The following is a 12,218-nucleotide window of genomic DNA, read 5'->3' on the forward strand; positions in this document are numbered from 1 at the left end:
CGTCGGTCGGGCGCCCAATTGCCCGCGACCTTTGTCGCTTCGGCTGCATATCCTGAACGCGTGCAGGGCGACGGTGACGGATGGGTGGTATCCGACAGCGGTGTCGCGTACTGGGGCAGGTACGGTGCGGCCGGCTTGTTGCTCCGCGCCCCGCGGCCGGACGGCAGCCCTGCGGTACTGCTGCAGCATCGTGCGCCGTGGAGCCATCAGGGCGGCACCTGGGGTTTGCCGGGTGGCGCCCGAGACAGCCATGAGACGCCGGAACAGACCGCGGTCCGCGAAGCGGGTGAGGAGGCCGGCGTTCTCGCCGAGCGACTCGAGGTGCGGGCCGCGGTGGTCACCGCCCAGGTCGGCGGGGTCGGCGATACGCACTGGACCTACACCACGGTCGTCGCGGATGCCGGGGAGTTGCTGGACACCGTGCCCAACCGGGAGAGCGCCGAACTGCGCTGGGTGGGCGAGAATGAGGTGGCCGACCTGCCGTTGCATCCCGGATTCGCCGCCAGCTGGCAACGGCTGCGGACGGCCCCGGCGACTGTGCCGCTGGACCGGTGCGACGAACGGCGGCAGCGGCTGCCGCGCACCATTCAGATCGAGGCCGGGGTATTCCTCTGGTGTATGCCGGGCGACGCGGATCAGGCGCCGTCGCAGCTGAGCCTGCGTATCAGGTCGCTGCTGCAAGCGCCCACTTGAGCTGCTCGGCGGCAGCGCACGGGTCGTCAGCCGAGGTGATCGCGCGCACCACCACGATCCGGCGAGCACCGGCATCGAGCAGCGCGGGCAGCCGCTGCGCGTCGATACCGCCGATAGCGAACCACGGCTTGTCGCCGCCGAGTTCGGCTGCGGCCCGTACCAGCTGCAGGCCCGGCGCCGCGCGACCCGGCTTGGTCGGAGTCGGCCAACAGGGTCCGACGCAAAAATAGTCGACCTCATCTGCCCCGAAGCTGGCTACGGCCGCAGCAACCTGGTCGGGGTCGTGCGTGGATCTGCCGATCAAGGTGCCCGGTGCGACGATCTCCCGCGCCAGGCGGATGGGCAGGTCGCGTTGACCCAGGTGCAGCACGTCCGCGCCGGCCGCTCGGGCAATGTCGGCGCGGTCGTTGACCGCGAACAGGGCGCCATGCCGGTGGGCCGCGTCGGCGAGGATCTCGCAGGCGGCCAGTTCGTCGCGCGCCTCCAGCGGGCCGAACCGCCGCTCCCCAGGCGAGTCCTTGTCACGCAGCTGGATGATATCCACGCCGCCGGCCAGAGCGGCCTCGGCGAACTGAGTCAAGTCGCCGCGTTCACGACGGGCATCGGTGCACAGGTACAGCCGCGCTGCGGCCAGACGGGACAGCCGGGGGGCGGGGTCATCGATATCGTCGTGCACACCGTGACGCTAGCGCGCTAGCGTGGACCCAGAAGAACCCTGATGAACTAGACACGGGAGTCCCGGGAGCGGGGCTGAGAGTGGGCACAGCCAGTGCGCGACTGGACCGGCCCTGACCGTCACACCTGATCCGGATCATGCCGGCGAAGGGAGACAAAGGATGGCGTCCGACCTCCACACCGGGTCCCTGGCTGTCATCGGCGGCGGTGTCATCGGGCTATCGGTGGCCCGCCGTGCCGCACGGGCCGGTTGGGCGGTGCGGGTGCACCGCCGCGGGGAGCGTGGGGCGTCTTGGGTCGCCGGTGGCATGCTGGCCCCGCACAGCGAAGGCTGGCCCGGTGAGGAACGGTTGTTGCGGCTGGGCCTGCAGTCCCTACGGCTATGGCGTGAGGGCCAGTTTCTCGACGGGCTGCCGCCGCGACTGGTTACCGCGCGCGAGTCGCTGGTGGTGGCCGTCGACCAGGCGGACGTCGCCGACCTGCGTACCGTCGCGGACTGGTTGTCCGCGCAGGGGCACCCGGTGACCTGGGAGTCGGCGGCCCGTGACATCGAACCCCTACTGGCACAAGGTATCCGGCACGGGTTTCGGGCGCCCACCGAACTTGCCGTGGACAACCGCGCCGTGCTCGACGCGTTGTGCCAGGACTGCGAGCGGCTCGGAGTTCAGTGGGCCCCACCGGTGAGCGACCTGTGTGGTGTCGATGCAGACACAGTGGTCATCGCCAACGGCATTGATGCTCCCGCATTGTGGCCCGGTCTGCCGGTGCGCCCGGTGAAGGGCGAGGTGTTGCGACTGCGCTGGCGCCGCGGTTGTATGCCTTTGCTGCAGAGAGTAATTCGTGCCCGTGTGCACGGGCGACAGGTCTACCTGGTGCCACGAGCGGACGGGGTGGTCGTCGGCGCCACCCAGTACGAGCACGGCCGCGACATCGCGCCGGTGGTATCGGGCGTGCGTGACCTGCTGGAGGACGCGTGTACGGTGCTGCCGGCGCTCGGTGAGTACGAGCTGGCCGAGTGTGCGGCTGGGTTGCGCCCGACGACACCCGACAACTTGCCGATCGTGCAGCGACTGGATGAACGAACCCTGGTCGCGGCAGGACATGGCCGATCCGGATTCTTGTTGGCGCCGTGGACTGCCGAACAGATTGTGTCCGAACTTTCTCCGGTTGGAGCTGCCTCATGATCGTCGTTGTCAACGAGCAACAGGTCGAGGTCGACGAGCAGACCACTGTCGCCGCACTGCTGGAGTCGCTGGGCTTCCCGGACCGGGGTATCGCTGTGGCGTTGGACTTTTCAGTACTGCCGCGATCCGATTGGGACGCCAGGATATGTGAGCTGGGTAATCCGGTGCGACTTGAGGTGGTGACGGCGGTGCAGGGTGGCTGACATGGGTGACCACAAACTAACGATCGGTGATCGCAGCTTCACTTCGCGGCTCATCATGGGCACCGGGGGTGCAACCAATCTGGCGGTGCTGGAAGAGGCCTTGATCGCGTCGGGTACCGAGCTGACCACCGTTGCGATCCGCCGGGTCGACGCGGAAGGGGGAACCGGACTGCTCGACCTGCTCAACCGGCTCGGCATCACGCCGCTGCCTAATACCGCGGGGTGTCGCGGCGCCGCGGAAGCGGTCTTGACAGCACGGTTGGCCCGTGAGGCGCTGAACACCGACTGGGTCAAGCTCGAGGTGATCGCCGACGAACGTACCCTGCTGCCTGACGCAGTGGAACTGGTCCGGGCCGCAGAACAATTGGTGGACGACGGATTCGTGGTCCTGCCATACACCACCGACGACCCCGTGCTGGCGCGCCGGCTGGAAGACACCGGTTGCGCAGCGATAATGCCGCTGGGCTCGCCAATCGGCACCGGCCTTGGCATTACCAACCCACACAATATCGAGATGATCGTCGCCGGTGCCGGCGTCCCCGTGGTGCTGGATGCGGGCATCGGTACCGCCAGCGATGCCACGCTGGCGATGGAATTGGGTTGCGATGCAGTGCTGTTGGCCACCGCGGTGACTCGGGCCGCAGACCCGCCGGCGATGGCCGCCGCGATGGCTGCTGCGGTAACCGCTGGGTACCTGGCGCGTCGCGCCGGGCGGATCCCGAAACGCTTCTGGGCCCACGCATCCAGCCCGCCAAGATGACCAAACGTTATGTTGCACTGGGTAGTTCAATGGCCGCGGGTCCTGGCATCGGGCCCCGCGCCGCAGGTGCGCCTTGGCGCTCAGGCCGATCCGCCCGCAACTACCCGCATCTGGTTGCCGAACGACTGAACCTGGAACTGGTTGACGTCACATATTCCGGTGCGACTACTGCCGACGTGCTCGCCGATCATCAGCATGGCGCACCACCCCAGATCGCCGCCGTGAATGGCTCGGAGGCGTTGATCACGGTCACTATCGGCGGCAACGACGTCGGCTACATTCCGCTGCTGATGGCCGGGTCGCTGCCGCGCCTGGCGCGGCAATTGCCGTTACTGGGCTCGCGCATAGCAGAACTGTTGGACCGCGAAACCCGTGATCGGGCCCTGGCCGGGGTGTTCGATTCGTTGTGCGAGCTCGGCCGTGCACTGCGCCAGCGTGCCCCAGGGGCTCGGATTGTTTTCGTCGACTACCTGACCCTGCTGCCGCCTGCGGGGGTGCCGGCGCCGCCCCTGTCCGAGGGGGATGCCGAGCTTGGTCGCCACGTTGCCGCCACCCTCGAACGCGCGACCGCCGACGCCGCCGCGGCGACCGGCTGTGAACTAGTTAGCGCCGCTGCGGCCAGTCGCAAGCACCACGCATGGTCGATTGAGCCTTGGACGGTCAAGCCAACGAAAATCGCTGTGCCACTACCCGGTCGCCCGGCGCCGCTACATCCCAACGGCGCCGGGATGCGTGCAGCGGCGAACTTGGTTGTAGCCCAGTTGTAGTCCAACCGCGAACGTCAGCCGTTGGTCCGCCACCACTGATACAGCGCGGGGACATCGCCGTTGGACGCCCGGATGTAGCTCAGAATGTTCTTGCCGTCGGTGGTCCAGATGACCTCGGCGGCACCCTGATAGGTCCCGCAGGCCACGTGCCCGGCGGTGGCCCCGGAAGTGCCCTGATGCCACGTGGTCGGTGACTGGCCACTGTCCCCGCAAGCGGTCAAGGCTTCGTCTTTGATGCTGTCCTTGAACGAACCCGCCATATCGTCGCCGTTGGCGAAGAGGATGTACCTGGCTAGGACGGGTCCGGCCGAGTCGGCGTTGGGTCCGCAACTGAGCACGGCAAGTTCCGCACCGGTGGTTGCCTGGGCGGTGCAATCGTTGAGGGTGTAGCCCTTTGACAGCGATCCAGCCAGCGTGTTGACAGCGGATGTGTTGTCGGCAGGTTCTGCGGTCGCGGTGGCAGTACCTAGGCAGGCCAAGCCACCCATGAGCGCTGCAGCGGTCGCGGCTCGCAGCGCGTTGGTGAGATGAGACATCCATGACTCCTTACGGTCATCGGACCGACAGCGCGGCTGCGTTGACATCAAGAGTGTATTTGTGTCGCTGGCAGGAATACAGAGCCATTCTTGACGGGGCGCCGAAGCGCGGCGGCGAGCTATGTCCTTACCGTGCAAAATATTCCGCTGGACATTGTCTTTCTGAGAAGTAATCACGGTCGTGCTTCTGACGGGGTGGCTATCCCGGTGCCGTCGTAATCCCGGCGCGGCGAGAGTTCTGAAATCTTAGACGAGCCACGCTATTTCATCCGTATCTGAACAGGAGAATGCCCCCACCGGGACGGTCCGGCGTTGAGCTGGGCCGCGGGCGTCGGATCGGCCGTCATCGCGTAACGGTGTGCGGGCCGAGCAAAATTGCGCACGCATGATTTTTCAGTTGTTGATGCCCTCGCGACGTCACTCGGGTATGGTAAGCACCGCGTCACGCCAGCTAACTTCACTTGACTGGAGAATCCATGACACAACCACCACCGCCCGGTTATCCGCCGCAGCAGCCGCCCGCCGGGCAAGCACCGGACAACTACTTGGTGTGGTCCATTCTGGTGACGTTGTTCTGCTGCCTTCCCCTGGGGATCGTGGCGATCGTCAAGTCCAGCCAGGTCAACGGGTTGTGGGCGCAGGGTCGTTACGCCGACGCGCAGGCGTCCTCCGAAAGTGCCAAGAAGTTCGTAATCTGGTCGGCCGTCATTGGCGTTGTCGTATTCGTCATCTACGGCATTCTGATGGCCGTAGGTGCCCTGAACGTCGGGAGTTCGGAAGCGGCAACGCTCACGGCGATGTGCTAAGTACTGGTTGCGCTCATGTTGACCCGCTCAGGGTCCGTTCCGCTGAGGTTGGGTGCGCCACTGGTGGTGGCCGTGTCCACGACGTTGGTGTGTGCCGCCATCTGGGTGGGGGATCCAACAACCCCAAACGGTCCCCTGCCGGTGTGCCCTACCAAGGCTCTGTTGGGAATCGATTGCCCCGGGTGTGGCAGCTTGCGCATGCTGTACAGCCTGATGCACGGCAATCTGTTGGCGGCCGCCGGCTATAACGCTCTGGGCTTGGTGGCGGTGGTGCTATTGGTGTGGGCCTACCTGGCGTGGACCTATGGCCGCCTGGTTGGCCGACGAATCAGGAGTTGGCAGCACCATCGATGGTCTTCGGTAGCGGCGTTATCGCTGGTCGTGCTTTGGTTTGTGGTGCGCAATATCCCGGTTGCACCATTCAGCGCGCTCTTTGTCTGATTTGGTAGGTGGGACGGGAAAGCCGGCGGAGGTTGCCGCGGTCTAATCTGGGCGCAATGGTGAACAAATCAAGGACGATGCCGGCGGCGCTGGCCGTGGTGGTGGTCGTTGCATTCCTGACGATGGGCTGCGTTCGTTGGTCGACTCAGTCGCAGTCCGTTACCAGCAACCCCGCCGTGGCAGAGTTCGCCGCCGCGTTGCGTAACCGGGTGAGCACCGACGCGATGATGGCGCACCTGTCGAAACTGCAGGATATCGCCAACGCCAACGGCGGCACCCGCGCGGTGGGCACTCCTGGCTATGAGGCCAGCGTCGACTATGTGGTAAATACACTGCGCAACAGTGGTTTTGATGTGGAAACTCCGGAGTTCTCCGCCCGCGTGTTCAAGGCCGAGAAAGGGTCGGTGACCATCGGCGGCAACACCGTGGACGCGATGGCGCTGGAGTACAGCCTCGGCACACCCCCGGACGGGGTGACCGGCCCGCTGGTGGTCGCCCCCGCCGATGACAGTCCGGGCTGCACGCCGTCGGACTACGACAAGCTGCCGGTATCCGGCGCGGTGGTGCTGGTGGATCGTGGTGTCTGCCCGTTCGCTGAGAAGGAAGACGCGGCCGTGCAGCGCGGCGCGGCGGCGCTGATCGTCGCCGACAACATCGACGAGCAGACGATGGGCGGCACCCTGGGGGCCAACACCAACGTCAAGATCCCGGTGGTGAGTGTCACCAAGTCCGTCGGATTCCAACTACGCGGGCAGTCCGGACCAACCACCGTCAAGCTCACCGCGAGCACCCAGAGTTTCAAGGCCCGCAACGTAATTGCACAGACTAAGACGGGGTCGGCGGCCGACGTGGTAATGGCAGGTGCGCATTTGGACAGCGTGCCGGAAGGGCCGGGCATTAACGACAACGGCTCCGGAGTGGCTGCGGTTCTGGAAACCGCAGTGCAGCTGGGAAACTCGCCGCAGGTGCACAACGCGGTACGGTTCGCCTTCTGGGGTGCAGAGGAACTCGGTCTGATCGGGTCACGAAACTATGTCGAGTCACTGGACATCGACGCGCTCAAGGACATCGCGCTGTACCTGAACTTCGACATGCTGGCGTCGCCGAATCCGGGTTACTTCACTTATGACGGTGACCAATCGCTGCCGCTGGATGCCCGCGGCCAGCCGGTGGTGCCCGAAGGCTCGGCCGGTATCGAGCGCACATTCGTCGCCTATCTGAAGATGGCTGGCAAGACCGCGCAGGACACCTCGTTCGACGGTCGGTCCGACTACGACGGGTTCACATTGGCGGGCATCCCGTCGGGTGGGCTGTTCTCCGGCGCCGAGGCCAAGAAGTCCGCCGAGCAAGCCAAGCTGTGGGGCGGGACCGCCGACCAGCCTTTCGATCCCAACTATCACCAGAAGACCGACACCCTGGACCACATCGACCGGACAGCATTGGGCATCAATGGCGCCGGTGTCGCGTACGCGATCGGCTTGTATGCGCAGGACCTCGGTGGCCGAAACGGGGTGCCGGTCATGGGGGAACGCACGCGCCACGTGCTCGCGAAACCGTGATTCGGGCCAGGATGCGCGCGGTGGTTCGTTGTCTCGGTGCAACGTTGCTACTGACCGGGCTGCTGGGGGCATGCTCGTCGCCAAAGCTGGAGTCGCAGATCGCGGCACCGGACCTGGGTCGCTCACTGGCTCGCAATGTTACCGCCGACGGGATGTTCACCCACCTGCATGCGTTGCAGGCTATCGCCGACGCCAACAAGGGTACCCGAGCCGAGGGCACACCGGGCTACGACGCCAGCGTCGAGTATGTGGCGAAGGCGCTGCGCGACACGGGTTTTGATGTGTCGACGCCCACCTTCGAGCGGTTGCACACCGCGGCGGCGGGTAAGCCAGCGCTAACGGTCGCCGGCCGCAGCTATCCGGTCGATCAGGCCTCGCTGTTGGTCCGGACGCCACCCGGCGGCCTGACCGGCGAGCTGGTCCGCCCCCTGCAACCGGGTGGCTGCACCGCGGGCGATTACCCGTCCGTGGTGCCGAAAGGCGCGATCGCCGTCGTCGACGACACCCGCTGTTCGGTGGCCGACAAACAGAACAGCGCGGTCGCCAAAGGCGCCGCGGCCCTGATCGTAATCACTGACCCCGACGGTCGGGGCGCACCGGCGAATCTATTCAACCCCGGTTACTACAACCAGCTGAGGGTGCCGGTGGCGATTGTTGGTGCGTACGGAGCCGCGGCGCTGGCCCAGGCCACCACGCCGGTGCGGCTGGTGCTGGACACCGAGACCGTCGCCATCAAGTCACGAAATATACTGGCACAGACCAAGACTGGTGCACCGAACGAGGTTGTAATGGTCGGCGCGCATCTCGACAGCCCGCGTGACAGTCCGGGCATTAACGACGGCGGGTCCGGCGTAGCCGCGGTGCTGGAGACTGCGCTGCAGCTGGGTCCGGTGCCGCCGGTGACCAACGCAGTGCGGTTCGCGTTCTGGGGAGCCGAGGAGGAGGGGCTCAATGGTTCCACGGACTACGTCCTCGGACTGGGCATTGATCAACTCAACGACATCGCCCTGTACTTGAATTTCGACATGCTCGGGTCAGCCAATGCGGGGTTCTTCACCGACGATGGCGACCAATCCGGACCGCCAGGGCCAGGTGTGGCGTCGTCAGATGTGCCGGAAGGTTCTGGCGGCATCGAGCGCACTCTGGCCGGCTATTTGAACCTGGCCGGCAAACGGCCCGCCGACATGCCATTGAACACCAGGAGCGGCTATCACCCGTTTCTGGTCGCCGGGGTGCCGATCGGTGGTATGACCACCGGCGCTTCGCAGACGAAAACCACCGTGCAGGCCCGACTCTGGGGTGGGCAGCCCGGTGTTTGGTTCGATCCCAACTACCAGAGCCCCCGTGACACGGTTGAGGTGATCGACCGGGAAGCATTGGCGATCATGGGTTCGGGAGTGGCATTCGCGGTGGGTACCTACGCGGAGTCGATCGGAGGAGTCAACGGCGTCACACCTCATGACAAGCGCCATCGCACGCGCGGATGACAGCGATGGGGTCCGTCGGGCCGCCAGATTGTCTGGCGAAAGGTGCGACACGCAAGCGGGGTAAATACCATTCCCGCCCTTAATGTTTCGCTACTGCTGGATCCCGCCGACTACCGCAGTTCCGACCATTTTTTACTACGCCGTGGCGCGGTTTCCGCGATGACCCTGCGTCAACCGATCTAGAATGGGGTTTCCTTTGTGCATAGCGGCCGGGACGGGGTTGGGGAAATGGGTAGTCGCGAGCAACGTCAGGTCCGGCGCGGTCGCTCTCGCCGGGTGACCCCGGCGGTGCGGGCGGCGATCGCCTGCGTGGGGGCAGTACTCGTGATAGCCGGCTGCACCACCGTCGTCGACGGACGGGCTCTTTCCATGCTCAACGACCCGTTCCGGGTGGGGGGTCTGCCCGCGACCAACGGTCCGAGCGGCGCCCGCCCCAACGCACCCGCTGCGACGGGCACGGTGATCAACACCAACAATGGGGCGATCGACAAGTTGGCGCTGCTGTCGGTGAACGACATCGAGGAATACTGGAAGGCGGTATACAGCGAATCGCTGAAGGGCACCTTTAAGCCGGTCGGCAAATTGGTGTCCTACGACTCCAATGACCCCAACAGTCCGATCGTCTGCCACAACGACACCTATCAACTCGTCAACGCCTTCTTCAGCTCTCGTTGCAACCTGATCGCTTGGGATCGCGGGGTCTTCATGTCGGTCGCACAACAATACTTCGGCGACATGGCCGTCAATGGCGTGTTAGCACACGAATTCGGGCACGCTCTGCAAGCGATGGCGAAACTGGTGACGAGAAAAGACCCCACCATCGTCCGCGAGCAGCAGGCGGATTGCTTCGCCGGGGTCTATCTGTGGTGGGTGGCCGATGGTAAGTCGCCACGCTTTACGTTGAGCACCGCCGATGGGCTCGACCACGTGCTCGCCGGCATCATCACCACCCGAGACCCGGTCATGGACGCCGATACGGAGAACGACGACGAACATGGGTCGGCCTTGGATCGGGTCAGCGCGTTCCAGATGGGCTTCATCGACGGCGCGCCGGCGTGCGCGGAGATCGACCAGGCCGAAATCGAGCGGCGCCGCGGTGACCTGCCGACGACCTTGCGGGTCGATTCCAGCGGGAACCCGGAGACCGGTGAGGTCACGATCAACGAAGAGACCCTGTCGACGCTGATGGAGTTGATGGGAAAGATCTTCTCGCCGACGAATCCGCCCGCGTTGTCCTACCAGCCGGCCAATTGCGCAGACGCGAAGCCCAGCCCACCGGCTGCCTACTGTCCGGCCACCAACACCATCGTGGTCGACCTGCCCGCCCTGGCGAGGATGGCAAAGGTCGCCACCGCAGCCGAGTACAGCCTGCCGCAGGGCGATGACACGTCCTTGTCGATCGTGATGTCGAGGTACGCGCTGGCGGTGCAGCACGAGCGTGGACTGCCGATGCAGAGTCCGTGGACCGCTTTGCGAACGGCGTGCCTGACCGGCGTTGCGCACCGCAAGATGGCCGAGCCCATCGAACTGCCCTCCGGCCAGCAACTCATACTGACCGCCGGTGACCTGGACGAGGCGGTTTCCGGGCTGCTGACCAACCGCATAGTCGCCAGTGATGCCGATGGTGTCAGCGTGCCGGCCGGTTTCACTCGAATAGCCGCGTTCCGTGCCGGCGTGGGCGGCGACATGGACGCGTGTTACGCGCGGTATCCGGGATAGGACGGGGTTGTTGGCCGCGCTGTCGACAACTTGCGGCGCTGCCAAAGTTTGAGTCGGTGGACCAGGCTATGCGGCAACGCATACTCGATCTTGTGGAGTATTGGGTGGCCTCCGGCAATCACATCGCGGGGGTTGGTTGAGCGAATGCGCGCGGCGTGGCGCGCTGAGGCCCGGGCCGCGGCGGCTCGGTTGACCGCGATTGCGGAGTCGTTCGAGTTGCGCCAACGCCAGCTCAACCACTAGGCCCGCCAGCCCACCCCGGCCGGCCACGTGGTTGACACCGCAGCCGAAGCTCGAAACCACCACCCGATCCCGACGACCCGCCCGGTTCTGATCGGGGTTGAGCGTCGATCGTTGGTGTGCAACGCGTTTGCTCACCGCCGAGCTGATCAGGGGCGGTGGGGCGGGAAAAGTGTTGTAACCGTGTCACTTTCAACCCAATCGTCGCTTTCCTCTCCGAGCCTACGGCTCGTTGGGATTGTCGTTTGCAGAGATGTGCATACCCCTGCTGCTCCATCCCGTTTCCTTGTATCGTCAAGTTGTCGTTTGGCGCCGTTGCTACAGGAAGGCGAGGATCATGACCGCACTGAGGTTCGCCGGCTTGGTGATATCGACGGTGATCGCTGCAATCGCGGTCCTCATCGGAAGTGGCCCCGCGCATGCCGATACCGACTATGGACAACCATGCTCGCCGGAAGGCGCGAAACTATGGGGAAACCCCGGCCCGATATATTGCCAGCGCACCGCGGACGGGCAACTGCAATGGGTGCCCATTCCTGCTTGGGCAATGTGCGTGGCGTTCTGCGATCGACTGGGCGGGCCCTAGATGCTGACCGTGCCGGCCGGCTACCTAGGAGCCGGATGCGCCACCGTCACTTCCAGCTGAGTTGGTCCTGGTGCTGATCTTTGTGCACCCAGATCACCAAGAACCCGGTCACCAGCAGCCATCCGAGGATGACGGCCGGTATCGCCCAGGCGCGACGTAGCAGTATCGCGGTGTCACAACGTGTGACCAGGGCCTCACCATTATCCGTGCCGCTGGCGTGCAGCGCCTGGGTGAGGTCGGAGCGCCAGCCCCTACCGCAGGTGACCTTGACGCCATAGGCGTCGTAGAGGTCCAGGTAGACCGGAAACCACAGCGCCATCAGACCGATGACACCCAGCAGCACGCCAGCGACTCCGATGAACATCTGACGATGACTCATGGCATCTCCATGTCTTCACAATGTGAACCTCAGATTCGGCGCCGCGGCGCTCAAGTCGGGCAGATGCTCGAGAACGCCAGAGCCGGCCACGACACGATCGAGCCCAATGCGGGAGATGCCAGATCGACGCCGTTCATCCGGTGCAGATGCTCGGTCTGTGCCATTATCCGTATCGCCTTACCA

Annotated in this window: 14 protein-coding genes; 11 read left to right on the top strand and 3 right to left on the bottom strand. The window is 65.1% G+C overall.

Going from position 1 to position 12,218, the window contains the following annotated elements:
* Nucleotides 1–60: 60 nt before the first annotated feature.
* Entirely contained in the window at nucleotides 61–693 is a 633-nt protein-coding gene (locus AADZ55_RS02820) for an NUDIX hydrolase (RefSeq protein ID WP_085323703.1), read from the top strand.
* Here the strand turns inward: AADZ55_RS02820 and thiE are convergent.
* Nucleotides 665–1,336 carry a thiamine phosphate synthase gene (gene thiE / locus AADZ55_RS02825; RefSeq protein WP_085323780.1) on the bottom strand — a complete coding sequence of 224 codons (672 nt, stop codon included), beginning with the start codon at nucleotides 1,334–1,336 and terminating at the stop codon, nucleotides 665–667. The genes AADZ55_RS02820 and thiE overlap by 29 nt on opposite strands.
* A 193-nt stretch (nucleotides 1,337–1,529) precedes the next feature.
* Between thiE and thiO the strand changes: the two genes are divergently transcribed.
* Genes thiO through AADZ55_RS02845 form a run of 4 tightly spaced genes read left to right on the top strand, consistent with a single transcriptional unit; the run spans nucleotide 1,530 to nucleotide 4,282 of the window.
* The gene (gene thiO, locus AADZ55_RS02830; protein ID WP_085323702.1) at nucleotides 1,530–2,552 is read left to right on the top strand and encodes a glycine oxidase ThiO; all 1,023 of its coding nucleotides are present in this window, start codon (nucleotides 1,530–1,532) and stop codon (nucleotides 2,550–2,552) included.
* Nucleotides 2,549–2,755, top strand: coding sequence for a sulfur carrier protein ThiS (gene thiS / locus AADZ55_RS02835; RefSeq protein WP_085323701.1), 207 nt, complete (start codon nucleotides 2,549–2,551; stop codon nucleotides 2,753–2,755). Before thiO ends, thiS begins: the two co-directional genes overlap by 4 nt.
* Before the next feature lies 1 nt (nucleotide 2,756).
* Nucleotides 2,757–3,515 (top strand): thiazole synthase, encoded by a 759-nt coding sequence (locus tag AADZ55_RS02840; protein ID WP_085323700.1) that lies wholly within the window; start codon nucleotides 2,757–2,759, stop codon nucleotides 3,513–3,515.
* Nucleotides 3,512–4,282: an SGNH/GDSL hydrolase family protein gene (locus tag AADZ55_RS02845; protein ID WP_242669988.1), complete on the top strand. Its 771-nt coding sequence runs from the start codon at nucleotides 3,512–3,514 to the stop codon at nucleotides 4,280–4,282. The genes AADZ55_RS02840 and AADZ55_RS02845 overlap by 4 nt, the downstream gene beginning before the upstream one ends.
* Before the next feature lie 14 nt (nucleotides 4,283–4,296).
* Here AADZ55_RS02845 and AADZ55_RS02850 read toward each other — a convergent pair whose 3' ends face one another.
* Nucleotides 4,297–4,818: a serine/threonine protein kinase gene (locus tag AADZ55_RS02850; protein WP_085323698.1), complete on the bottom strand. Its 522-nt coding sequence runs from the start codon at nucleotides 4,816–4,818 to the stop codon at nucleotides 4,297–4,299.
* Nucleotides 4,819–5,294: 476 nt separating this feature from the next.
* Here AADZ55_RS02850 and AADZ55_RS02855 point away from each other — a divergent pair, with 476 nt between their 5' ends.
* From AADZ55_RS02855 to AADZ55_RS02880, 6 genes are all read left to right on the top strand, one after another.
* Entirely contained in the window at nucleotides 5,295–5,624 is a 330-nt protein-coding gene (locus tag AADZ55_RS02855) for a CD225/dispanin family protein (RefSeq protein WP_085323697.1), read from the top strand.
* Between the two features lie 15 nt (nucleotides 5,625–5,639).
* Entirely contained in the window at nucleotides 5,640–6,065 is a 426-nt protein-coding gene (locus AADZ55_RS02860; protein WP_085323696.1) for a DUF2752 domain-containing protein, read from the top strand.
* 56 nt (nucleotides 6,066–6,121) lie between these two features.
* Nucleotides 6,122–7,624 (top strand): M28 family metallopeptidase, encoded by a 1,503-nt coding sequence (locus AADZ55_RS02865; protein WP_085323695.1) that lies wholly within the window; start codon nucleotides 6,122–6,124, stop codon nucleotides 7,622–7,624.
* A gap of 11 nt (nucleotides 7,625–7,635) precedes the next feature.
* A complete protein-coding gene (locus AADZ55_RS02870) occupies nucleotides 7,636–9,111 on the top strand; it encodes a M28 family peptidase (protein WP_085323694.1) in 1,476 nt (491 codons plus the stop codon).
* A gap of 228 nt (nucleotides 9,112–9,339) precedes the next feature.
* Nucleotides 9,340–10,830, top strand: a complete 1,491-nt coding sequence (locus tag AADZ55_RS02875) for a peptidase (RefSeq protein ID WP_085323693.1) — start codon at nucleotides 9,340–9,342, stop codon at nucleotides 10,828–10,830.
* A gap of 577 nt (nucleotides 10,831–11,407) precedes the next feature.
* Nucleotides 11,408–11,656: a hypothetical protein gene (locus AADZ55_RS02880; RefSeq protein ID WP_085323692.1), complete on the top strand. Its 249-nt coding sequence runs from the start codon at nucleotides 11,408–11,410 to the stop codon at nucleotides 11,654–11,656.
* Between the two features lie 46 nt (nucleotides 11,657–11,702).
* On the opposite strand, the gene AADZ55_RS02885 is transcribed toward AADZ55_RS02880, so the two are convergent.
* Entirely contained in the window at nucleotides 11,703–12,035 is a 333-nt protein-coding gene (locus AADZ55_RS02885; RefSeq protein ID WP_085323691.1) for a hypothetical protein, read from the bottom strand.
* Between the last annotated feature and the right edge of the window lie 183 nt (nucleotides 12,036–12,218).

The organism is Mycobacterium decipiens, assembly GCF_963853665.1.
In the GTDB taxonomy this organism is placed as follows: domain Bacteria; phylum Actinomycetota; class Actinomycetes; order Mycobacteriales; family Mycobacteriaceae; genus Mycobacterium; species Mycobacterium decipiens.

Coding starts and splice junctions, on each gene's coding strand:
- AADZ55_RS02885 (WP_085323691.1), bottom strand. CDS start 12,035: ATGAGTCATCGTCAGATGTTCATCGGAGTCGCTGGCGTGCTGCTGGGT.
- AADZ55_RS02870 (WP_085323694.1), top strand. CDS start 7,636: ATGCGCGCGGTGGTTCGTTGTCTCGGTGCAACGTTGCTACTGACCGGG.
- AADZ55_RS02850 (WP_085323698.1), bottom strand. CDS start 4,818: ATGTCTCATCTCACCAACGCGCTGCGAGCCGCGACCGCTGCAGCGCTC.
- AADZ55_RS02880 (WP_085323692.1), top strand. CDS start 11,408: ATGACCGCACTGAGGTTCGCCGGCTTGGTGATATCGACGGTGATCGCT.
- AADZ55_RS02855 (WP_085323697.1), top strand. CDS start 5,295: ATGACACAACCACCACCGCCCGGTTATCCGCCGCAGCAGCCGCCCGCC.
- thiS (WP_085323701.1), top strand. CDS start 2,549: ATGATCGTCGTTGTCAACGAGCAACAGGTCGAGGTCGACGAGCAGACC.
- AADZ55_RS02875 (WP_085323693.1), top strand. CDS start 9,340: ATGGGTAGTCGCGAGCAACGTCAGGTCCGGCGCGGTCGCTCTCGCCGG.
- AADZ55_RS02865 (WP_085323695.1), top strand. CDS start 6,122: ATGGTGAACAAATCAAGGACGATGCCGGCGGCGCTGGCCGTGGTGGTG.
- AADZ55_RS02840 (WP_085323700.1), top strand. CDS start 2,757: ATGGGTGACCACAAACTAACGATCGGTGATCGCAGCTTCACTTCGCGG.
- thiO (WP_085323702.1), top strand. CDS start 1,530: ATGGCGTCCGACCTCCACACCGGGTCCCTGGCTGTCATCGGCGGCGGT.
- AADZ55_RS02845 (WP_242669988.1), top strand. CDS start 3,512: ATGACCAAACGTTATGTTGCACTGGGTAGTTCAATGGCCGCGGGTCCT.
- AADZ55_RS02860 (WP_085323696.1), top strand. CDS start 5,640: ATGTTGACCCGCTCAGGGTCCGTTCCGCTGAGGTTGGGTGCGCCACTG.